The sequence below is a fragment of the Caballeronia choica genome (genome assembly GCF_001544535.1).
Classification (GTDB): Bacteria; Pseudomonadota; Gammaproteobacteria; order Burkholderiales; family Burkholderiaceae; genus Caballeronia; species Caballeronia choica.
Genome location: NZ_FCON02000022.1, coordinates 1 through 21,949, shown reverse-complemented (window position 1 = coordinate 21,949; position 21,949 = coordinate 1). Strand labels below are relative to the sequence as shown.

The 21,949-nt window shown below is 62.7% G+C and carries 18 protein-coding genes and 2 pseudogenes; 12 read left to right on the top strand and 8 right to left on the bottom strand.

Annotation, left to right across the window (positions count from 1 at the left end; genetic code table 11):
* Positions 1–15: 15 nt before the first annotated feature.
* Positions 16–843, bottom strand: a complete 828-nt coding sequence (locus tag AWB68_RS12655) for an alpha/beta fold hydrolase (RefSeq protein ID WP_087644693.1) — start codon at positions 841–843, stop codon at positions 16–18.
* Between the two features lie 29 nt (positions 844–872).
* On the bottom strand, positions 873–1,625 hold the full coding sequence (locus AWB68_RS12650; RefSeq protein ID WP_087644692.1) for a maleate cis-trans isomerase family protein: 753 nt from the start codon (positions 1,623–1,625) through the stop codon (positions 873–875).
* 294 nt (positions 1,626–1,919) lie between these two features.
* Here AWB68_RS12650 and AWB68_RS12645 point away from each other — a divergent pair, with 294 nt between their 5' ends.
* The 4 genes from AWB68_RS12645 to AWB68_RS12630 all read left to right on the top strand — a co-directional run bounded on the left by AWB68_RS12645 (position 1,920) and on the right by AWB68_RS12630 (position 6,990).
* Positions 1,920–3,080: an FAD-dependent monooxygenase gene (locus AWB68_RS12645; RefSeq protein WP_087644691.1), complete on the top strand. Its 1,161-nt coding sequence runs from the start codon at positions 1,920–1,922 to the stop codon at positions 3,078–3,080.
* Positions 3,081–3,140: 60 nt separating this feature from the next.
* Positions 3,141–3,659 carry a (2Fe-2S)-binding protein gene (locus AWB68_RS12640; protein ID WP_087644690.1) on the top strand — a complete coding sequence of 173 codons (519 nt, stop codon included), beginning with the start codon at positions 3,141–3,143 and terminating at the stop codon, positions 3,657–3,659.
* 40 nt (positions 3,660–3,699) lie between these two features.
* A complete protein-coding gene (locus tag AWB68_RS12635) occupies positions 3,700–6,435 on the top strand; it encodes a cytochrome c (protein ID WP_235028299.1) in 2,736 nt (911 codons plus the stop codon).
* A 75-nt stretch (positions 6,436–6,510) separates the two neighbouring features.
* A complete protein-coding gene (locus tag AWB68_RS12630; protein WP_087644689.1) occupies positions 6,511–6,990 on the top strand; it encodes a MarR family winged helix-turn-helix transcriptional regulator in 480 nt (159 codons plus the stop codon).
* A 39-nt stretch (positions 6,991–7,029) separates the two neighbouring features.
* Here the strand turns inward: AWB68_RS12630 and AWB68_RS12625 are convergent, their stop codons facing one another.
* From AWB68_RS12625 to AWB68_RS12605, 5 genes are all read right to left on the bottom strand, one after another.
* Entirely contained in the window at positions 7,030–7,491 is a 462-nt protein-coding gene (locus tag AWB68_RS12625; RefSeq protein ID WP_087644688.1) for a MarR family winged helix-turn-helix transcriptional regulator, read from the bottom strand.
* Positions 7,492–7,717: 226 nt separating this feature from the next.
* A complete protein-coding gene (locus AWB68_RS12620) occupies positions 7,718–8,548 on the bottom strand; it encodes an IclR family transcriptional regulator (RefSeq protein ID WP_200828683.1) in 831 nt (276 codons plus the stop codon).
* Between the two features lie 66 nt (positions 8,549–8,614).
* Positions 8,615–9,544, bottom strand: a complete 930-nt coding sequence (locus AWB68_RS12615; protein WP_087644687.1) for a DUF6282 family protein — start codon at positions 9,542–9,544, stop codon at positions 8,615–8,617.
* 39 nt (positions 9,545–9,583) lie between these two features.
* On the bottom strand, positions 9,584–10,342 hold the full coding sequence (locus tag AWB68_RS12610) for an HpcH/HpaI aldolase family protein (protein ID WP_087644686.1): 759 nt from the start codon (positions 10,340–10,342) through the stop codon (positions 9,584–9,586).
* A 13-nt stretch (positions 10,343–10,355) separates the two neighbouring features.
* Complete coding sequence (locus AWB68_RS12605) at positions 10,356–10,739, bottom strand: cupin domain-containing protein (RefSeq protein WP_087644685.1); 384 nt, start codon at positions 10,737–10,739, stop codon at positions 10,356–10,358.
* 328 nt (positions 10,740–11,067) lie between these two features.
* On the opposite strand from AWB68_RS12605, the gene AWB68_RS12600 reads away from it, so the two are divergent.
* The 6 genes from AWB68_RS12600 (at position 11,068) to AWB68_RS12575 (ending at position 19,547) form a co-directional block, all read left to right on the top strand.
* Positions 11,068–12,444 carry an MFS transporter gene (locus AWB68_RS12600; RefSeq protein ID WP_087644684.1) on the top strand — a complete coding sequence of 459 codons (1,377 nt, stop codon included), beginning with the start codon at positions 11,068–11,070 and terminating at the stop codon, positions 12,442–12,444.
* A gap of 54 nt (positions 12,445–12,498) precedes the next feature.
* Positions 12,499–13,530, top strand: a complete 1,032-nt coding sequence (locus AWB68_RS12595; RefSeq protein WP_087644683.1) for a porin — start codon at positions 12,499–12,501, stop codon at positions 13,528–13,530.
* Between the two features lie 770 nt (positions 13,531–14,300).
* The gene (locus AWB68_RS12590; protein ID WP_087644682.1) at positions 14,301–15,110 is read left to right on the top strand and encodes an acetoacetate decarboxylase family protein; all 810 of its coding nucleotides are present in this window, start codon (positions 14,301–14,303) and stop codon (positions 15,108–15,110) included.
* Positions 15,111–15,560: 450 nt separating this feature from the next.
* Positions 15,561–16,019: a (2Fe-2S)-binding protein gene (locus tag AWB68_RS12585; protein ID WP_087644681.1), complete on the top strand. Its 459-nt coding sequence runs from the start codon at positions 15,561–15,563 to the stop codon at positions 16,017–16,019.
* A 1-nt stretch (position 16,020) separates the two neighbouring features.
* On the top strand, positions 16,021–18,258 hold the full coding sequence (locus AWB68_RS12580; protein ID WP_087644680.1) for a xanthine dehydrogenase family protein molybdopterin-binding subunit: 2,238 nt from the start codon (positions 16,021–16,023) through the stop codon (positions 18,256–18,258).
* Positions 18,259–18,269: 11 nt separating this feature from the next.
* Complete coding sequence (locus AWB68_RS12575; protein WP_235028298.1) at positions 18,270–19,547, top strand: c-type cytochrome; 1,278 nt, start codon at positions 18,270–18,272, stop codon at positions 19,545–19,547.
* A gap of 309 nt (positions 19,548–19,856) precedes the next feature.
* Here the strand turns inward: AWB68_RS12575 and AWB68_RS12570 are convergent, their stop codons facing one another.
* Positions 19,857–20,702, bottom strand: a complete 846-nt coding sequence (locus AWB68_RS12570; protein WP_087644678.1) for a class II aldolase/adducin family protein — start codon at positions 20,700–20,702, stop codon at positions 19,857–19,859.
* A 420-nt stretch (positions 20,703–21,122) separates the two neighbouring features.
* On the opposite strand from AWB68_RS12570, the pseudogene AWB68_RS12565 reads away from it, so the two are divergent.
* Together AWB68_RS12565 and AWB68_RS12560 are read left to right on the top strand one after the other, a co-directional pair.
* Positions 21,123–21,509 (top strand): annotated as a pseudogene (locus AWB68_RS12565) (IS6 family transposase); the annotation flags it as partial.
* Positions 21,473–21,841: pseudogene (locus AWB68_RS12560) on the top strand (IS30 family transposase); the annotation flags it as partial. The pseudogenes AWB68_RS12565 and AWB68_RS12560, both read left to right, overlap by 37 nt.
* Positions 21,842–21,949 lie beyond the last annotated feature (108 nt).

The following is a 21,949-nucleotide window of genomic DNA, read 5'->3' as shown; positions in this document are numbered from 1 at the left end:
GTTGGGACGGGCGGCTCAGACGAGCTTCGCGCCCAGAAAATCGCCGAACGCCTCGTAGAACCCGGCTTCGTTGTCCCAAGGGATCATGTGGCCCGCACTCCGCACGCGCACATGCAGAAGTGCTGGTGCGAGTGCCTGCATCTCGCGGACGTCCGCATCGAGCACCACGTCACCGCGCTCGGCCGTGATCAGAAGCGATGGCACCGAAAGGCGCGGCAGGTCGGCGTGGATGTCGTCGGTGTGAAAGCCTTCGAACGACGCGCGCATCGCGCGTTCGTCGCAGGTGTGCAGCCATTGCGCGCGCAGCCGAAGTTGCTCCTCCGTCCACGTCGGGCAGAAAGCGCGCATGCCTTCCGCGTCGGTGCCGCGAGTCGCAAGGCGGATCGAATCGACGTACCACGGCAGCTTCGCGGGATATGCGCGGCGCCCAGGACCGGAGACCGGCGGATCGACGAGTACCGTGCTCACGAGGCCTCGCGGTGCATGGCGCGCGGCGCGGATCGCAATGCGCGCACCCATCGAGTGACCCACCAGCGCATAACGTTCGAGACCGAGCGTTTGCGCAAGCGCGATGACATCGGCGGCCTGGGCGTCGAGGCTGTAGTCGAGCGTCGCCGATGCTTCCGACAGTCCGCGCCCGCGCACATCCAGCACGTAGGTATCGAACTGGCGGCCAAACGTCTCGCCGACGAAGCCCCACGTCGCAGCGGGGCTCGTGATGCCGGGAATCACCACGACAGCCGGGCGTGTCGCGCGCGCACCGTTGTCCCCGCCGTAGCGCAGGTAATGCTGGCGAATGCCGTTGGCGTGGACGTTGGCGCCATAAAGAAACGTGGAGTTCATGGTGCAATCCTCGGGCGAGTCGGCCGACATCAGTACGCCCCCGAGAGAAGCGCGCCCGCGCCCGGCACGATGCGCTCGAGGTCGAGTTCGCGAAGCATCGCGTAGGTCGTCGCGATCGCGGCGGTGATGACAGGCTTGCCGGTCATCGCCTCGACCTGCGGGACGACCGCAAGGGAAGGCATCTGCACGCAAGCGGACAGCACGATCGCATCGACGTCCTGATACGGCAACGTCCTGACGATGGCGGGAAGACGGCGCGGATCGTGGCGTCCGACCTCGAGGTTGTCCGGGATCTCCAGCGCCTTATAGTCAACGACTTCGAAGCCTTCGCTGCGGATGTAGTCGACCACGAGTTCGGTCAACGGAAGCATGTAGGGGGCCACGACCACGACCCGCTTTGCCTTGATGACCTTCAGCGCATCGACGAGCGCGCCTGCGCTCGTGAGAACCGGCGCCGCGCCGCCGTTTTCGGCAGTGCGTTTCTGCAGGCGTTCCTGTGATACGCGGTGATAGCCGTGTCCCATCGCCATGATCGCGACCAGGCACGCGTAGCCCAGCACGTCCACGCGAGCATCGCTCAATTCGAGCGCGCAGCGGTCCGATTCCGCGTCCATTGCGGCGAGTTCCTCCTTCACCACTTTCTTCATGCGCATACGGCTCGAATGGAACGTGAAGCGCTCAGGGCGGATCGACTGCCGCGCCAGCAGCATGGCCGGGATTTCCGTTTCCATTGTCGTGTTCGAACTGGGCACGATCTGACCGATGCGAAAGCTCTTGTTCATCTCTTCGACTCCGTATGGTTTGGGCCGCCAGAGGCAGCTCGTTGCGTTCATTGAAGTCTAGTGTACACACTTTAAATTCACAAGTAATCGACAAAATAAATTGATGGTGCAGGACCGCATTTCATTGGTGAAAACCCTACATTACCGCACCATATATGGGTTCGCCGGCCGTTGTCGGTCGCGCCCAAGAATTTTCTTTACCGTTCAAATTCGAATGTGTACACTCAATTCAAGTTTTTCAAACCGGCTCGCCGGCCAGATCTCGGCGAGCGTTCGACACATGGAGAAGAGATCATGAGCAAACCCCGTATCGCGATCGTTGGAGCGGGACTCGGCGGAACAGCAGCGGCCGCATTGATGCAGCGCGCCGGCTATTCCGTCCGCGTGTATGAGCAGGCGCCCGCGTTTTCCCGTCTCGGTGCGGGGATACACCTCGGCCCGAATGTGATGAAGATCATGCTTCGCATCGGCTGCGAGAGCGCATTGAACACGATGGGATCGCATCCTGACTTCTGGTACAGCCGCGACTGGAAGAGCGGGGACGCCATCGCGCAGATTCCGCTTGGCGACTTCGCACTCAGGGAATACGGAGCGTCGTATCTGACCGTGCATCGCGGCGACTTCCATGCACTGATGACTTCGGCGCTCGAGCCCGATACGATCGCATTCAACAAGCACCTGAAGAGCGTCGAGGACACCGGCAGCGAGGTACGCCTCACCTTCACCGACGGCACCGTCGAGACGGCCGATATCGCGATCGGCGCGGATGGCGTGAATTCCAGGATTCGCGAACACCTGCTCGGAGCCGAGCCGCCGCGCTACACCGGCTACGTCGCGCATCGCGCCGTGTTTCCCGCTTCTCTGCTCGGCACCGATCCGTTCGATCTTTGCGTGAAGTGGTGGTCGGAAGACCGCCACATGATGGTGTATTACGTCACCGGCAAGCGCGACGAAATCTATTACGTGACGGGTGTGCCGCAGGCCGAGTGGCCGGCTGGTCAGTCGGTTGCGCCGAGTAGCCGGGACGAGATGCGCGAGGTGTTCGCGGGCTACCATCCGTCCGTCCAGAAACTGATCGACGCAACACCCGAAGTCACCAAGTGGCCGCTGCTCGAGCGCGATCCGCTGCCTTTGTGGAGCCGCGGGCGGCTCGTCCTGCTCGGCGACGCGTGTCACCCGATGAAGCCGCACATGGCGCAGGGTGCGGCCATGGCAATCGAGGACGCGGCGATGCTCACGCGCTGTCTCGGCGAAACCGGTGCCACCGATTACGCGAGTGCGTTCGCGCTGTATGAGGCAAACCGTGCGGAGCGGGCGTCCAAGGTCCAGTTGGTGTCGCATAACAATACGTGGCTGCGCTCGAACGAAGACCCGGCATGGGTATTCGCCTACGACGTGTTCAGCGAGCCGCTGAAGGCACCGAAGGCAAGGGAAGCGGTCGCTGTCGCCGCCTGAACATGATCGTGTGTCGGGCACGATGGCAAACATCGTGTCCGCTCTGACGGAGCATCGGGCATGAGCTTGCACGCAGCGTCTTCGGGATCGGCGTCGGATGTCGAGCCTCTGGTAATTACCGTGAACGGACGCACACTGGCCGTCGAAGCGACAAGGGACACGCCCTTGCTCTATGTGCTGCGCAACGACTTCGAACTGAACGGGCCGAAGTACGGTTGCGGGCTGGGCCAATGCGGCGCCTGTACGGTGCTGATGGACGGCGGCCCGACACGCTCTTGCGTCGTGCCGGTCGCCGCCGCGCTCGGGCGCGACACGCTGACGCTCGAAGGGCTCGGCACGCTCGACGCGCTGCATCCGGTCCAGCGCGCCTTCATCGACGAACAGGCCGCGCAGTGCGGGTACTGCTTGAACGGCATGATCATGAGCGCGAAGGCGCTGCTCGACCGCAATCCGGAACCGGATGACGCGGCGATCCGGCAAGCGTTGCGTTTCAATTTCTGCCGTTGCGGCACGCATCTGGAAATCGTCAATGCGGTTAAGCGCGCAGCGCACTACCTGAAAACAGAACCACCCCGCTAATGCAATGAACAACATGCGCGAAGCAGACTCGTGCGGGACCATGACCGTCGCTTCCGAAGACGGCATGCTGTACGCCTGCGTGCTCGCCGATTTCGATTCCGTGTGGCAGATTCACGCCTTGCGCGTGGCGGCCGAGCACGGCGTTCAGTGGATCGAGGTTGGGAAGACCGCAGCGTTTGTTGCGGACAGTGGGGCGCGCGCCCGCGATGCCGCGCTGCATGCATGTCGAACGATGCAAGATGACCCGGCGGGTAGCGAGCAGGGTGAGTTGTCCGCGCCCGTGCCGCACTCTGGATTGCAACATCGGGCGCATTACACATGGCCGCTGGTCGACGGCGCCTTCGTGTCGTGCGCGGCGCTCGCGCGTGACAATGGCGAGCGGATCGAGGTCTTCAGCGCCGCGTCCGACAAGGCGCGGCTGCTCGGCGCGCTCACGGACGCCACCGGGTTGCCGGTGACACGTTTTGCGCTTCATGGTCTCGAATCCGGTCCACGCGGCGCTCCGGGCGCCACGAGTGCGGCGCTGGCGGCAGTGGCGTTGATGCGGCAAGCCGGCCGCGCGGTTCGCGTGGACGGATTTCTAAGCCTCCGTGCCGGCGGCTCAGCGATGCTTTCGGTTGGCGCATCGCTCGACGTCGAAGGGCGTTTGCTGGATTGGCGCTATATTGCGGCCGCTGCCGATCCGTCTCACGCCAAGCCTTCCCGAGAAGGTCAAATCCCGTACGTGTCGCGACACACGGCATCGCTGATCGATGACGAAGGCGAGGCGATTCCGCGCGCCGCTCATGCATTCGCACGGGAGTCCTTCGTCGATGAAATCGCACGCGATAACCGTATCGACCCGATCGATTTCCGGCTCGATCATCTCGACCTGGTGGAAGACGCCGGAGCGCGGGAACTGATCGGCTCGCTCGTGCAGCGCGCCGGTTGGAACAGGGAGGCGCGCAAGACACCGGGGCACGGGGAACTTGCGCACGGCAGAGGTTTCGCTTTCGACAAGCGCGAAGAGGCAGCCGACGGAACCCGGACGCCCGAATATTCCGCGTGGATCGTCGATCTCGATGTGAATCGCCTGACGGGCGACGTGAACCTCCGGCGCGTGATCGCGGGTCGTGCGCAGGGGCGTCGCAGTCTCAATGCGATCATGGGCGTCCCGGCGCGGCAAATCGCGGCCGCCGCGTCGCGGCTGCTCGGTTTGCCCTTCGCCGCGGAGCCGACGCACGACGAAACGCCGGACTCTCGGGCGGTTTCGCATCGGCTTACTCCGGTTCCCGCACGTGCGGCCGCGAGCGCATCGCTTGAGCAAGCCGATGACCGGATGCATGATGCGCGAATCGACGCGTCGCCCGCTGCGGCGGCGATTGCCAACGCGTTGTATGACGCGACCGGTGTTCGTTTTCGCGCGCCGCCGTTTACGCCCGAGCGCGTGCGCGCGGCGCTCGGCGACTCAAAGGCACCCCGTCATGCCTTGCCGCAGCGGGTGCGCCGCTCGCTGCGCGCGGCCTTCGCGGCTGGCGGCCTTGGCAGTCTCATCGCGCTTGCCTGCACGGCGTGGCCGGTGCGTGCGCCGATTGCACCCATTGCGCCGATCGATCGGCCCGCGTCGTCCACGTGGTCGGAAGCGACCATTGCGCGTGGCCGCGAAGTCGCCGCGTTCGGCGATTGCGCCGTCTGCCACACTGCGCCCGGCGGCGCAACCAATGCAGGCGGACTCGCCCTGGAGACGCCGTTCGGTATCGTCTTTTCGACCAATCTGACACCTGACCCGAAGACCGGTATAGGCAACTGGTCGTTCGGCGCCTTCGACCGCGCGATGCGGCAAGGCATCTCGCGCGACGGTCATCACCTTTATCCGGCGTTCCCGTACACCGCGTTCACGAAACTGAGCGAGCCCGACATGACCGCGCTCTATGCGTACCTGATGTCGCAACCGGCCATCGAGTCCGCGCCACCGCAGACGCGCCTGCCGTTTCCGCTTGATCAGCGCGGGCTTGTGGCCGGCTGGAATGCGCTGTATCTGAAGCAGGGCGCGTTCGTCCCTGAACCGTCCCGTTCGGCACAATGGAATCGCGGAGCCTATCTCGTCGACGGAGCGGGGCATTGCAGTGCCTGCCATTCGCCGCGCAACGTACTCGGGGCGGAAAAGGGCGCAAGTTTCTATCTCACGGGCGGCAGCGCGGAAGGCTGGGTCGCACCGTCGCTCGTCGCGAATTCAAAGTCGCCGGTGCGCTGGACCGAAGACGCGCTCTTCGACTACCTGCGCACGGGTTTCTCGCGCGAACACGGCGTCGCTGCCGGACCGATGGCGCCGGTCGTCGCGGGCTTGTCTACGCTGCCCGAAGCGGATGTGCGCGCGATGGCGCATTACGTGGCGTCGCTCTCGCCGGTTACCGCGAAGACAGCGCCAACTGCCGTGCCGAAAACCGATGCAATCAGACTGCAGGGGCTCGAAAGCGGACGACGCATCTTCGAAGGCGCGTGCGCCGTGTGCCATACAGAAGCGGGGGGCGTCGGCAATTTCGGTGTGCGTCCGCTGCTCGCGATCAATACGAGCGTAAGCGAGGCGTCTCCGGAGAACCTGCTGCACGTGATCCTGCATGGCATCGATGCTCCGGCGACCAGTGAGCTGGGCTACATGCCGGGCTTCAGGGACTCATTGGACGATCGCCAGGTCGCGGACCTCGTCGCTTATATACGTGGGCGCTTTGCGCCGGGCGAAGCTTCGTGGAACGACCTCGCGCGAGCATCCGTGCAAATCCGCAATCAGGTGCACTGACGGGACCGTTCAACCTCACCCGCGAGGCGGCACGGATCATGACGCCATGCTGCCCACCCAACCCACAGACGTGACATGGATCATTCAAACACCTCGGCGGCTTTCCAGGAAGCCGGGCATGCCGCAACGGACTATGACGTCTCGGCGCAGGTCGGCCATCTTCTTCGCAAGGCATATCAGCGGCATCTTGCGATTTTCGGGCAGACGATTGGCGACCCGAAACTGACCTCCGTGCAGTTCGCCGTGCTGAGCGCGAGCCTGCGTCTCGGGCCTTCATCGATGAGCGACCTTGGCAAAGCGACCGCCATCGATGCCGCTACGGTACGCGGGATCATCGAACGGTTGAAGGCGCGCGAGTTGATTGAATTGAAGGCGAATCCGGACGACCGGAGGAAGAGTGCCGTCGTACTGACGGATCAGGGGCGGCGGCTTGTCGAGGACACGACCCCCGCCGCAGAGCGCGTGAGCGATCTGACGATGAGCGACCTGAACGACGTGGAACGCGTAGCGGTGCTGTTTCTCCTGCGGAAGCTGTGCGCCGCAGAGTCATCGTAAGGTTTGAACGGGGGCTGGAAGTTGAGCCCCATGCGCTGCTCAATCGCTCGGGGCGTCGATCATCTTGCGCAGCAGATAGACCATCGCGACCCGCTCCGCGGCGTTCAGCGGACCGTACGTCGCTTCGGTGATCTGATGCGCGAACGGCACGGTCCTCTCGACCAGCGCGTTACCCTCGGCGGTCGTCGTGACGGTCACCTTGCGACCATCATTCGCATCCCGGGCTACGGCGATCAGCTTGCGGGCCTGCAGTCTTTCGACGACGCCGCGTATGGTCGCCTGGTCAATCGCGGTGGCTTTGGCTATATCGTTCAGCGACGATGCCTGTTGCGCCTGAATCGCACACAGCGTGACGAACTGAGCAGCCGTGAGTTGGGAATCGGGAATGGCCTGCTGGAAGATGGAGACGTGACGTTGATACGCTCGCCGCAGCAAGTGGCCGACCTGATCGGTGAAATCATAGTCTGCAGGGCGTGTGGGGCGATCCGAAGTTCGGGCCATGTGGCGGTCTGAAGAGATTTCGACACGCGATTATAACGATGCGGCAGTCCGTGGAGGGGGCCCTTTGCCGCTGCCGGTCAAACCGACCCCTATCGAGCTGGCTGCATTCACGGCGCTTTTGCAAACCTATGGGCCGGCGGTGTTTAACCATTGTTGATTGATTCGGTGGTTCTGGAGTTTCATGGGCTACGATTTGCATCTTGAGCCGGCTAGCGACGACACGGCGTTACGTGTGCTTCAACACGCGTCCGTAGATGTCGTTGTTCAACCGGGAGCAAAGTTCCGCAGCCGCCGACTGCACGGCCTTGAGCAGCGCGGCCCCGGGCGGCGAGGGCACGTCGCGACTCGGACCGATCACGCCGATCGACCCGACCAGCACATCGTTCTCGCGGAAAATCGGCGCGGCCAGCACGTTCACGCCGTCGATCAGTTCGCCATCGGCGTCTTCGTACAGGCGCTCGCGAATCGCGGCGAGCCGCGCAAGAATCTGCGCGGGCTCGACGACCGACCGGTCCGTGAATCGCGGCAGCTTGCGCCGTAGCACGCGCTGCTGCGCGGCGTCATCCAGGTACGCAAGCACGAGCCTGCCCTGCGCCGAGCAATGCGTGGCGGGGCGGTTCCCCGGCTTGACGGAGATCACCACGCTGCGCGTGGATTCCACCGCCGACACCACCAGCGCCGAGTCGTGCGTCGCCACCGACAGCAACGCGGTCTGCCCGGTCGAGTCGCGCAGCCGCGTCAGATACGGATCGGCCATGGCTCGCAGGTCGAACTGCTCGGCGCTCGCGGTGCCATAGACCACCAGCTTGCTGCCGAGCCGGTATTTCTCGCTGACCGGGTCCTGCTCGACCACGCCGATCTGCTTCATCGACGCGAGATGCCGATACACGCGCGGTTTCGGCTCTTCGACGACCTGCGAGAGTTCGGTGACGCCAAGCGGCCGCCGCGCGAGCGCAAGTTCGTCGAGCAGCCGGAACACGATGCCGACGGATTCGAGGATCGCAGGGCCGGTGGATTCGGCTGCTGTGCCGATATCGGGATCGCGCCTTGTTGCCAATGTTCGTTTCCTCCTGGTGAGATGCGGGGCGACAGCTCGGCGCCCCGGTGCGGACGGCTGCCGATGTCAGATGCCCATCAACGTGGCGGCGTTGGTGGACGTCATTTTACGGACATCCGCCTCGCTATAGCCGAGTTCGAGCGCCGTTTCGATCACGTGACGAAAGCCGTTGGTGAAAGTCGGGTTGCCCTTCTGGCCGAGATCGGAGCCGAGGATCGTCAGATCGACGGTGCCCGCCTCGATCACGTCGTTCAGGAACTGCGGATCATAGAAGCGGAACTTCGAGCCGGGCACCCACATGCACATCGAATGCTCCATATACACGCCTTCACTTGCCAACTGTCGCATGTCGTCGAGGCTCGCATCCACGACATACGTCGGGTGATTGACGAGCAGCCGCTTCACGCCACGCTTGCGGGCCTCCTCGAAGAGTGGCCAGATTTCGCTGATGTGGAGATGGCCCGCGGACAGCACGATATCGGCATCGGCGATCAGATCGAGAATGGCCTTGACCTCCTCCTTCAGCTTACCATCGCCGTCGAGAACGGAGAGCGGGATCGGCGCGAGCATCTTCTGCGTGGTTTGCGGAAACTTCTCGTTGAAGTGCTCATCATGCTTGTGATGCGCGATGTGATTCGCGGACGAAAACGTTGGCATCCAGACGAGCCGAGCGCCGAGCTTGATGCCGTGCTCGACCGCATGCACATTGATGCCACCGACGGAGTTGTTGAGCGGCACGCCCGAGAGCATCAGCACGCCGAGATCGGAGAAATGCTTGTTCAGCAGTTCCGTCACGGGCGTGGCGGAATAGTAGTGATCCTTCAGCAGCACGGCGCGCAAGCCGGCATCCGATGCCTCGCGCATCGCCTCGATATGGTCGCAATAGCGTGCCATCACGGACGGGCCGCTATGGCAGTGCAGGTCAATCGAACCGCGCACGAGATGATCGACGCGGCTGGTTTCATGGGTAGCGGTGTCTTGCAGGACGGATGCCATGGATGTCTCCGGAAGGTTATGAATGTGGGTCGCGTGAACTCATCGCGCGGCGAAGGCGCCGGCGAACTCGCGCAGACCCGAGCGCAGGATCGACTGGTCCGATCCCACGATGAAGAAGCTGATGCCGCGGCGGGCGTAATGTGCGACCTGAGCGGCGTCGGCGAGGAAGATGCCGACCGGCACGCCGTGCGTACGTCCGGCCGCGACGGTCCGCTCGATGGCGTGATCGATGCGGGGATCGTCGAGGGACGCGGCCTGATACGAAACGGCGAGATCGGCCCGGCCGATGAAAAGACAATCGACACCTTCCACCGCGGCAATCTCGCCGACGCGCTCGACCGCCGCGCGGTCCTCGATCTGGCAGAGCACCGCGACGCCCGCATCGCTCGCCTCGATATGTCCATCCATCGACGAGCGTCCGTAGCCGCCCGCGCGCGGCGAATTGCTGAAGCCGCGCGTACCGTTGCGATAGCGGCTCGCCGCGACGATCGCCTGCGCGCCTTCAGGCGAGACGACATGCGGCGCCAGGATGCCGCTCGCGCCCAGATCGAGCGCGCTCAGCACGGTGGCCGGCGCCGTGTCCTGAAGTCGCACGATGCCCGGCACGCTGGCCGCGGCGCAGGCGAGCAGGCATCGGTCGAGAGCGTCAACTGAAAACGGCGCGTGCTCGGCGTCGAGCACGACGAAGTCGAGGCCGCTCGCGCCGGCGATCTCGATGATGTGATGCGCGGGCGTCTTGATGAAGGTGCCCGCGAGCGCATCGCCGCGGCGCAGGCGCAAGCGAAATTCGTGGTTCATGCCGTGCTCCCCGTCAGGCTCGCGCGTCTTCGAATTCGTCGCGCTGATAGTCGACCAGGTGCCGGTAGTCGTCGCGCAAGGGCGCGAATACGTCGAGGTTCAGCACGATTTCGTCGCCCACCGGCTCCGCGTAATGCACGACGTGCGGGGGAATCCGGATCATGCTGCCGGGGCCGCCTTCCACCACTTCATCGTTCAGATGAAAGCGCACGCGGCCCTGCACGATGATCACCAACTGCTCGAACGTATGGCGGTGCGGGTTGACCTGCATCCCGGGCGTAAGCCAGTTCATCACGCACATCACGTCGTCGCCGCGAAAGCCGACGCGCTCGACACCCCTCCGCACGGTTTCGCGGGTGAGTTCGTTCCAGTTGTGCAACTTGGCGAGAGTACTCATGAATTCCTCCATCGGATTGATAGGCCGCTTAGCCAGGGTGATGAAAATTGTTCTTTTCAACGATACGTCGTTTCTGTGTAAAGAACATCGTAGGAGCGCAATCGGCCGCTGTCAACTCCATTTTTTCCGTGGGAGCAAGAAATCGAGCGGGCCGGCCCGGTCTCCGAGAAAACCCCTAGTCGAGTTCATTTGACCAACAAACTTGCGGCGAATATATTTCGATCAACGACATCAGGTATCGATGAGCGATACAACATAAAACGCTCGATACCGTGATCACACGTTCCTGCAAACCAGCAAAATGGCCCCGGCGGCCCAAGGAGACACCATGCGATTTCTCGCTCGATCGAGCTTCGACGACCCTCGCGAAGACCGTATGTACAACCGGATCGCGATGCGGCTGCTGCCGTTCCTGCTGGTCGCCTACGTCGTTTCCTTCCTCGACAAGGTGAACGTCGGCTTTGCCAAGCTGCAGATGGCCACCGACATCGGTCTCACCGACCAGGCGTTCGGCTTCGCCGCGGGCATCTTCTTCATCGGCTACTGCATCTGCGAGATCCCAAGCAATCTGATGCTGCAGAAGGTCGGCGCGAAGTTTTGGATCGCGCGGATCATGGTCGTGTGGGGCGCGCTGTCGGTCGGCATGATGTTCGTGCGCACCGACACGGCGTTCTTCGTGATGCGGTTTCTGCTCGGCGTCGCGGAAGCGGGCTTTTATCCGGGCATCGTGCTGTACCTGACGTACTGGTTTCCCACGCGCCTGCGCTCGCAAGTGAACGCGATCTTCTTTCTCGGCATTGCGTTATCCGGCGTGATCGGCGGACCGTTGTCGGGGCTGATCATGTCGTCGCTCAGCGGCGCCGCCGGACTCGCCGGCTGGCAGTGGCTCTTTCTGATCGAAGGCGCGCCAGCGGTGGCGCTCGGCGTTGTCACCTACTTCTATCTGAGCAACGGCCCGCGCGATGCGAAGTGGCTGAGCGCGCAAGACCGCGCGGTGGTCGCGAAGCAGCTCGAAAGCGAGCATGCGAGCCAACTCGCGGCCGGGACTGGCCATTCATTCGGCGCGGCATTTCGCGACCCCAACATCTGGCTGCTCGCCTTCGCGAACTTCGCGCTGCTCGGCAGCACCTACGGCGTGTCCTTTTGGCTGCCGCAGATCGTGCGCAATCTCGGCGTGAAGAGCTATCTCGACACGGGCCTGATCGCGAGCATTCCGTTCGTGGCGGCGGCGATCGGGATGGTGCTCATCGGACGGCATTCGGATCGGCACGATGAGCGCCGCTGGCACGCCGCCGGCAGCGCGCTGATGTCCGCGTTCGGCCTCGTCGTAGCCGGCGTGTTCTCGGCGAGCCCGGTGATCTCGCTCGCCGGATTGTCGATCGCGATGACAGGCGCGCTTGCGGGCCTGGCGGTGATGTGGTCGCTACCTGGTGTGCTGCTGACGGGCACGGCGGCGGCAGCCGGCATCGCGCTAATGGCGACCGTCGGCAATCTCGGCGGATATGTGACGCCGTTCGTGATCGGCTGGCTCAAGCAGCACACGCAGCGACTCGAGTACGGTCTCTACGCGCTCGCGGCGGTGACCCTCGCGGGTGCATTCGCCATGCTGTGCCTGCCGAAACTGCGCTGCGCCGTGACCTCGGCGGCGCGTCCGCAGGCCGGCGTCGACATCATCGACGCCGCGCCCAATGGCCACGGCGCCTGAGCGCACTGGTCCTCGCGTTTCACAAGATTCAACCGGAATCCATCAGGAGACGAAGTGAAGAACTGCGTCAGACAAGTCGCGTCCATCGCCCTCGGGCTTGGCGCCTGCGCGGCAGGCAGCGCGCAGGCACAAAGTTCGGTGACGCTTTACGGCGTGATTGACACGTTTATCGAATCGACCAACGCCGGCAACGGCCTGACGACCCGAATGGGTTCGAGCGGCTTCTATGCGTCGCGCTTCGGCATGAAGGGCAGCGAGGATATTGGCGGTGGAAACCGCATCAACTTCACGCTGGAAAGCGGCATCAACACGAACAACGGCACGGCGGCCGATCCGACCGCGATTTTCAATCGGCAGGCGTGGGTCGGCCTGTCGGGCAACTGGGGCGAGTTCCGGATGGGACGCCAGAACACGCCGCAGTTTCTGCTGATCAGCCGCTTCGACGCGTTCGGCGGCGCGACGATGGCGTCCGGGCTCGACAACTTCGCGAGCTATACGTTTCGGGTGAGCAACGCGTTCAGCTACCAGACCCCGGTGATAGCGGGCCTCAAGGCGCAGGTTCTGTATGGTCTGAGCCAGAGCGCCGTGCCGCAAAATGGTCACGACAACATTCACGCCGGCGTGGAATACGCGAACGGACCGGTATTTCTCGCGGCCAACTACGAGAAGATGACGAATGCGGCCGCGACCGATGTTCAGCGCGACATGTTCGCCGGAGGCTCATACGACTTCGGATCGCTCAAGCTTTTCGCGGCCTATCATCATGCACAGGATTCGGCGAAGGTCTACGACAAGGATGTCTATTCGGTGTCGGCGCAGTATCGGTTCACGCCGGCCGATTTCGTTTCGGCGGGGTACGCGTATGCGAACGACCGCCTTCCGGCCGGCAATAATGCGGCCGAGATCAGCCTGATGGCACAGCACTTGTTGTCCAAGCGCACGCTGATCTATGCGACGCTCTCGCACATCAGCAATCACAACCAGGCTGCCTACACGATGCTCGGCGCGGCGACGCAAGGTGTTCAGCTTTCTCACCCGGGGTTCGATCCGACCGGCGCGCAAGTCGGCATACTGCACTTCTTTTAGCTCTCGACAGGAACTGTCATCGCTGGCCGTGATGGCTCGATGAGTTTAGGCGCTCATCGGGCCGAACTTGAACCGTAGGCGTCGCGAGCGTGTCTCCGCCGAGCCCGGGGATCAACCAGCGCTCGGTCGTGATGAGCGTGCGGCATTTCATCTGAGCTTGCCGCAACTCGTCCCACCGTATTCGATCTGTCCGCGCCAATGACGAGCGCGTTCTGACGACGCAGGTCGTGCCGACGATCCTGTGTTTGCTCGCCCCAGACTGCGGTCTCGATCGCAACGCGTCCGATGAAAGGCTATGTCGCGCTCGTAGTCGACGTGGCTCTTACTGCTTGTATGGCCGGCTGGACTATTGCAAGCCCGGGGTGGGCAAGATTGCGGAAGGCCATCGTCTTGTCATCCCTAATGCTTGTGTCCTCCGTAATCTACGTTGTCCCGTCGATGCCCCAATTCACGCGGCTCCGTCCCGAGAACCGCTCTTGCGGGCCGGGCCGGTTCGAGAGGAAGGCCAGGGTGCAGGTGATTACAGTTTTATGTAATAGGCGTTCGTCAAAGCGCGGACTATGCTCAGAAGAGCTATAGCAACGCGGGCCGTATGCCACGCCGTACGGCATGCAAGTAACACCACAGTTCACCGAATCCAGGCGCCGCAGCGTATGCGCGAGACGCGTGATGCCAGACCGTTCCGCGTCATGTGATGCATGGCGTTCGGAAGAAGCGCAAGAATTCCCTGTACAGCGATTTTGGGTAGCTCCAACTCAGGAAGAAACGAAATGCTTAAAGCCTTTTCAGTTCCTATTACTCCGCAAGGAAAGTCGGCGCTGGTGTCGCTGCCGCCGTGGCACTATTCCAGCGATTGTCTTGCCATCGAATATTGGGCCGAGCAGGGGGCGATCGCGGCGCTCCTCCCGCCCGGCCTGACGGTGGACGAGAAGTCAGGAGGGCGCGCGTTCTTCTGGTTCCTGGACTGGCAGTTTACTGGTTCCAATGACGAGTTGACCGACCCCGCGAGATATCAATATCGCGAGGCTTTCGTTTTGGTCGAGGCCGTCTTTGACGGTACTCCTGTCAACTACTGCCCCTACATCTTCGTCGACAACGACGCTGCCATCGCCCGCGGATGGGCGCAGGGATTTCCGAAAAAACTTGCCAGTGTCTATCAGACTCGCAGTTTCTCTGCTCCTGGCGCGGCGGCTGCACCGCTTGCCAAAGGAAGTCGCTTCGGTGCCAGCGTGTCCGCTCACGGGGAGCGGCTCGCGACCGCTCGTATCCAGATCGAAGAACCAATCGCTGATCCGACGACAGTTTTCAACCGACCGACAACGATGCGGCGCTACTTTCCCCAGCTTGCGGCCGACCGTCAGGACAAGCCCCCCGTCGACGAACTGACGATGTCGCTCACCGACAATCTCGCGATCGTGGATGTCTGGGCCGGATCGGCGGAGCTGAAGCTGCCCGAAGTTGACGGCGAGGACATGCACCTGATTGCTCCGCTGCGCGTTGGCCGGGGCTATCGGCTTGGTATGGCGTACTCGGTAACCGACTTACGCATTCTGAAGAACTACGTCGGATCATCGTCCTGATGGCCCGTGAGTCAGGAAGAGACCACGTCATATGAACTGCCGTCTTGCCGTCAATGAAAACGACCGCGAAACGTCAAGATGGGATTCATCGTGCAAAGACCCTGTTCCAGTTCACGGCGTGGATTCGGAGGGACACGTCGTCGTACGCAAGCATTACGCTGCGCCCGCAGTTTGGAATGCCGTCCAGTCCGCACGATGAAGTGTCCGACATATCGGAGACGTCTCGACCGGGTCACCTACTTGCACCGGAGCCGTTTCGAACAGCCAGCCCTGACATCCGCCCGTCGATAAAGCGAAAACGTGCGCCTTCTGGTACAACTGCCTGAGTTCCTCCCGCAGAAGTCTGGACCGCACGCCCACGCCTAAAGCGCATTGAGGCTTGCGAACTGTAAGCCTCCTGGCAAGGTTCGCGAAGCGGATAAAAGAACAACCCCACAACCGGAGTTGCACATGACAACAACGCTCAACGTCAACGGTGAAACCCACAACCTCGACGCGCCTCCGGACATGCCCTTGCTGTGGGTGCTCCGCGACCTGATCGGCTTGACGGGAACGAAGTTCGGCTGCGGAATCGCTCAGTGCGGCGCGTGCACGGTGCATCTCGACGGTGCCGCGGTCCGCTCGTGCGTGCTGCCAATCGCAGCAGTCGGCGATCGCAAGGTGACGACCATCGAAGCAGTCGGCAATACGGCCGCCGGGAAGAAAGTCCAGGACGCGTGGAAAGCGCTTGACGTCGTGCAGTGCGGCTATTGCCAGTCGGGCCAGGTGATGTCGGCGGCGTCGCTGATCTCAAGCAACCCAAACCCGAGCGACGCCGACATCAATGCGGCGATGGATGGCAACATCTGCCGCTGCGGCACTTACAACCGGATTCGCGCAGCGATCAAGCACGCTGTAAAGGGAGCGTGACATGTCGCGGGGATTACTCGACGCGCAAAAAGGCCACGCGTCCAAAGGGGGCTTGAGCCGCCGCACGTTTCTCAAGTTCGGCGTTACGGTCGGGGCAGCGGCAGGCGGCGGCTTGGTGCTCGGCTTCAGCATCTCGGCCGCTGGCCAAGGTCAAGGCGCCCAAAACGCCAAATCGGTGATCGGCGGCGATGCCAACGAAATGCCGCAGGGCGGCGTCTTCCAACCGAATGCATTCGTCCAGATCGACACGGCCGGCAAGGTCACGCTCGTGATCCCGAAGGTCGAGATGGGGCAGGGCGTGTATACGTCGATCCCCATGCTGATTGCGGAAGAACTCGAAGTACCGCTCGACAGCGTCGTGATCGATCATGCGCCGCCCAACGAGAAGCTCTTCATGGACCCGCTGCTCGGCGGCCAGTTGACCGGTGGCTCGACCTCGATCCGCTACGCATGGGAACCGATGCGCAAGGCCGGTGCGACCGCGCGCGTGCTGCTGATATCGGCGGCCGCGCAGCAGTGGCAAGTCGATCCGGCAAGCTGCCATGCCGAGCGCGGGCAGGTTGTGCACGCCGCCAGCAATCGCGCGATCGGCTACGGCAAGCTTGTCGATGCAGCCGCCCGGTTGCCCGTGCCGCAAGACGTGCGGCTCAAGGACCCAAAGGATTTCAAGCTGATCGGCACGACGGCGAAGCGCCTCGACTCGCCGGAGAAAGTCGACGGCACGGCGATGTTCGGTCTTGACGTGCGCCTTCCCGATATGAAGTACGCGGCGATCGTGAACTGCCCGGTGTTTGGTGGCACGCTCGCGAGCGTGGACGATATCAACGCGAAGAAGATCCCTGGCGTGCGCCAGATCGTCAAGGTCGATAACGCGGTGGCGGTCATAGGCGATCACACGTGGGCCGCGAAACGGGGCGCGGCTGCGCTTGTCATCAAGTGGAACGAAGGCAGGAGCGCGGGCGTGCAGATGCAGCACGTGATCGATGACCTCGCGAGCGCGTCGAAGCGCGAGGGCGCGGTCGCGCGCAAGGACGGCGATATCGGCAAGGGCTTCACCGACGCGAAGACGCGCGTCGACGCCGTCTACCAGCAGCCATTCCTCGCCCACGCGACAATGGAGCCGGTCAACTGCACGGTGCACGTGCGCGCCGATGGCTGCGACATCTGGGTGGGCACGCAGGTGCCTACGCGCGCCGTCGATACCGCCGTGAAAATCACGGGCCTTCCCGCGGACAAGATCACGGTCCATAACCATTTGCTCGGAGGCGGATTCGGCCGCCGTCTGGAGACGGATTTCATCGCGCAGGCGCTAAAGATCGGAAAACAGGTCGATGCGCCGGTCAAGGTCACCTTCACGCGCGAAGAAGACATTCAGCACGACATGTATCGCCCGTATTACTACGACGTCATCGCGGCCGGCCTCGATGCGAACGGCAAGCCGATTGCGTGGCAGCACCGGATTGTCGGCTCGTCCATCCTGGCGCGGTTCGCGCCGCCCGCGTTCAAGAACGGAGTCGACCCGGACGCCGTGGAAGTCGCGGCCCAACTTCCCTACGACTTGCCGAACCAGTTGGTCGACTACGTGCGGCAGGAACCGCGCGATATTCCGACTGCGTTCTGGCGCGGCGTCGGTCCGACACGTGGGACGTTCGTGGTGGAAAGCTTTATCGACGAACTCGCGGCGCAGGCCAAGGTCGACCCGGCCAAGTACCGCCGCGACCTGCTTGCCGGGACGCCCCGCGCGCGCAATGTGCTCGACGTCGCCATGCAGGCCGCCGGCTGGGGCAACGCGCTGCCGAAGGGACAGGGGCGCGGCGTATCGGTCATGCATGCGTTCGGCAGCTTCTTCTCGATCATCGCGGACGTTACCGTCGACAACGGCGAGGTCGCGGTGAACCGCGTAGTGTGCGCGGTCGATTGCGGCATGGTCGTCAATCCGAACACGATCGAGGCGCAGATACAAGGTGGCATCATCTTCGGCATCACGGCGGCACTCTATGGCGAAGTCACCATCAAGGACGGCCGCGTCGAACAAAGCAACTTCACCGATTACCGCATGCTGCGGCTGAGCCAGACACCGCCGATCGAGGTGCATATCGTCAAGAGCGCCGAAGCGCCGGGCGGGATCGGAGAGCCGGGCACGGCCGCGCTCGCGCCTGCGCTCACCAACGCGATCTATGCCGCGACGGGCAAGCGTCTCCGGCAACTGCCGGTAGGCCGTCAACTGCAAACCGCGTGAGGGGAACGATGATGACTGGAAGACTCGTTGCGGCAATCGGACTGACCTTGCCCCTTGCCTTGCCGATCAGCGCGCGCGCGGCGGCCGCCGACGATGCGCTCGTCGCACGCGGCGCATATCTCGCGAAGGTTGGCGATTGCGTCGCGTGCCATTCGGCGCCGAAGGGCAAGCCGTTCGCCGGCGGGCTGCCGATGACCACGCCGATGGGCAGGATCTACACCACCAACATTACGCCGGACCCGGATACGGGCATCGGAAAATGGAGCGAGGAGGACTTCGAGAAGGCGTTGCGTCAGGGCGTGGTGAAGGACGGGCACAACCTGTATCCGGCGATGCCGTATCCGTCCTACGCCAAGGTTCACGACGACGACGTCAAGGCGCTCTACGCGTACTTCATGAAAGGCGTCGCGCCGGTCAACCAGGCCAATCGCGAGTCCGACATTCCATTTCCGCTGAACATGCGCTGGCCGCTTAAGATCTGGAACGCCGTGTTCCTCGACAAAGGCGTGTATCAGGACAAGAGCGGCAGGGATGTCGCGTGGAATCGCGGCGCGTACATCGTCCAGGGTCTCGGCCATTGCGGCTCGTGCCACACCGCGCGCGGTATCGCCTTCCAGGAGAAAGCGCTCGACGAAACGGGCAGTGCCTATCTGACGGGTGGCGTGCTCGACGGCTGGTTCGCATCGAACCTGACCGGCGAGCATAACGTCGGACTCGGCCGATGGTCGGAAACGGATGTCACGCAATTCCTGAAGACGGGGGCGAACACGCATGCATCGGCGTTCGGTTCGATGACGGACGTGATCAACAACAGCACGCAGGCAATGAATGACGAGGACGTCGCTGCGATGTCACGCTACCTGAAGTCGCTGCCTGCCGCCGGCGGCACGAATGGGCCGCGATATGCCTACGATCCGAAGGCGACGAAGGTGTCTCTCACGCACCCCGCCAACGATGCCGGCGCGAAGGTCTATACGGCGTACTGCATGCATTGCCACGGCGTGGACGGCATGGGTTACGCGCCGTTGCTCGCGCCGCTCGCGGGCAATCCAAACGTGATGGAGAAGGACGCGTCGTCGCTGATCAACGTGACGCTGAATGGCACGCACGACCTCGTGGTCCAGGGCATTCCCGCTGCGTACCCGATGCCAAAGTATTCGCCGGTATTGAACGACCAGCAGATCGCCGACGTGCTCACGTTCATTCGTGCAGGATGGAACAACGGTGCGCCGGCGGTGATGGCATTGGATGTTGCGAAGTTGCGTAAGACGACTCAGGCCGCGAAGTAGTCGGTTGCTGCCAAAGTTCGATGGGGGCGTGCCGGTAGCCCCTGCCGATACCAAAGACAAACAACTCCGATACGGCGTCCTTTCGCACGGGGGCGCCTCTAAACGATACGTCAGTCATTTCGCTCGTTGCCACACTACTTTTGCTGCCCCATATCGCTGTCTCCTCGGGTCATCCACTCTTAGGAGCACGCCGGCACAATGAACCTTGCGGCGAGATTGGCGAGGCTTGATCCGGTAGTTCCTTCTCGCCATCGAGTTCGTCGCGCTCAATGGCTCAGCGAGGGCTTGCGTATGGGCGTGGCCACGGGCTCAGTCCAGCAGGTCCGGTTGTTCCTTGACGATGCGGGAGTAAAGGAGTTGGAACTGGAACCAGCCCGCCTGCGCGGAGCCGACAATCGAATGCGACTGGCGCGCGGCGACATCGGAAATCGCCTTCAGCGGTGCACCGGTACGGGCCGCTGCGGCTTCCGCCATCAATTGCACCTGGCATGAACGCTCCAATGTGATGAACCACCATGCGGCCTCGTCCACGGTCTTGCCCACTGTCAGCAAACCGTGGTTCTGCAGAATGGCCGCCTTGTTCGAACCCAGCGCATTGGCTATGCGTTGGCCTTCGTCTACCTCCACTGCCACGCCGCCGAATTCATCGTAGACGGCATGGTCGTTGTAGAAGGCGCAGACATCCTGGGTGATAGGGTCAAGCGGGCGGCCCAGTGTCGACCACGCCCTGCCGTAGGTACTGTGCGAATGCGCGGCTGCCATCGCGTCGGGACGGGCGTGGTGCACGCGCGAATGGATCGCAAAGGCCGCTGCGTTGACCGGGAGGTCTCCCTCCACGACGTTGCCATGATGGTCGCAACGAATCAGGTTGGACACGTTCACCTGACTGAAATGCACGCCGAACGGATTGACCCAGAAAGTGTCACTGAACTCCGGGTCGCGCATCGTGATGTGGCCCGCCGCACCTTCGTCGAAGCCGAACTTCGAGAACAGCCGGAACGCGGCCGCGAGGCGCTGCTTGCCGTGCAAACGCGCCTGCGCCGGGGAATCGAACACAGGTGGGCGAGAGACATGCTGGTATCGCGCCTTGAGTCCTTCGGGGAGACCCGTAGCCATATCAAAGTCGGGCGCAGCTTGCGTTTGCGGGGATGTCATGTTGATTTTCGCCTGTGTGGATATGCGAGTGAATGAATGGATATGCGAAGTCACTGTGCTGTACTTTCAGTCAGTGAAACCTCCATCCATTCGGCTTGATCGAATCCTACGATGGCGCATGATCGTCGATCTGTTAGATTTCTGACGATTCAGGGTTTTCCCATGCAGTTTCTGATTCGCCCGGTTCTGTTACCGATAGTCTCCTGACTAACCGTAACCGGTCGCTGGTGAAGCACCTCCGAGCGACCGGATCTGGACGACTGCACGCGTTCGGTCAGCTCGCCGATATCCGCCGCTCAAAGACACACGCGCTGCTCCAGCGGCAGCTTTGTGCATCATGGCTCAGTGGTGCAGCCGGCGGTTTTGTCGCAGTAAGCGTCGGTATCATGTGCTGTGACAATACGAACGATCGGACGCTTGATGAAGACTTTGAATCCAGCTGTGGCGCGGGTGCTCAAGCGTTTGCATTATCCGCTCGATGTGATCCTGACTTGCGTGCGCTGGTATGTGGCCTACCCGCTGAGCCTTCGACACCTTGAAGAGATGATGGCGGAGCGCGGTATCTCGGTTGACCATTCAACCGTGCACCGCTGGGCCATCAAGGTGTTGCCGGTTCTGGAGAAGGTGTTCCGCCGCCACAAGCGTGGCGTGGGCCGGAGTTGGCGAATGGACGAAACGTATATCAAGGTCCGAGGCCCGTGGAAGTATTTGTATCGCGCAGTCGACAAGGAGGGCAATACGGTCGATTTTCTACTGCGTGCCCACCGTGACAAGGCCGCGGCGCGGCGCTACTTCGAAAAGTCAATTCGATTGCCGAACCCTTGCGCCAGAGCTTCACCTATGACCAGGGCAAGGAACTCGCGCGCCATCAAGACCTCGCCGCCGCCACCGGCGTGAGCGTGTACTTCTGCGACCCGCACAGCCCGTGGCAACGCGGCACTTGCGAAAATACCAACGGATTGTTGCGCCAGTACCTGCCTAAAGGCACCGACCTTTCGGTCTACAGTCAGGACGAACTCGATGCTATCGCCGACAGTTTGAACAGCCGGCCGCGCGCCACTTACGCGTTCCATTCGCCATTCGAGGTCTTCGCTGCGACACTTGCCTCAGCGAGCCAACCTCAAGGCGCTAAACATTAAACCCCGTGTTGCACTTCAGTTTGAAACCGCCTGATAATAAACTTTGCAGACAAGGCCGTGCTGGGCATCGTGGCAGTGCCAATGATGAAGGACCTTAACTTGAGTCCG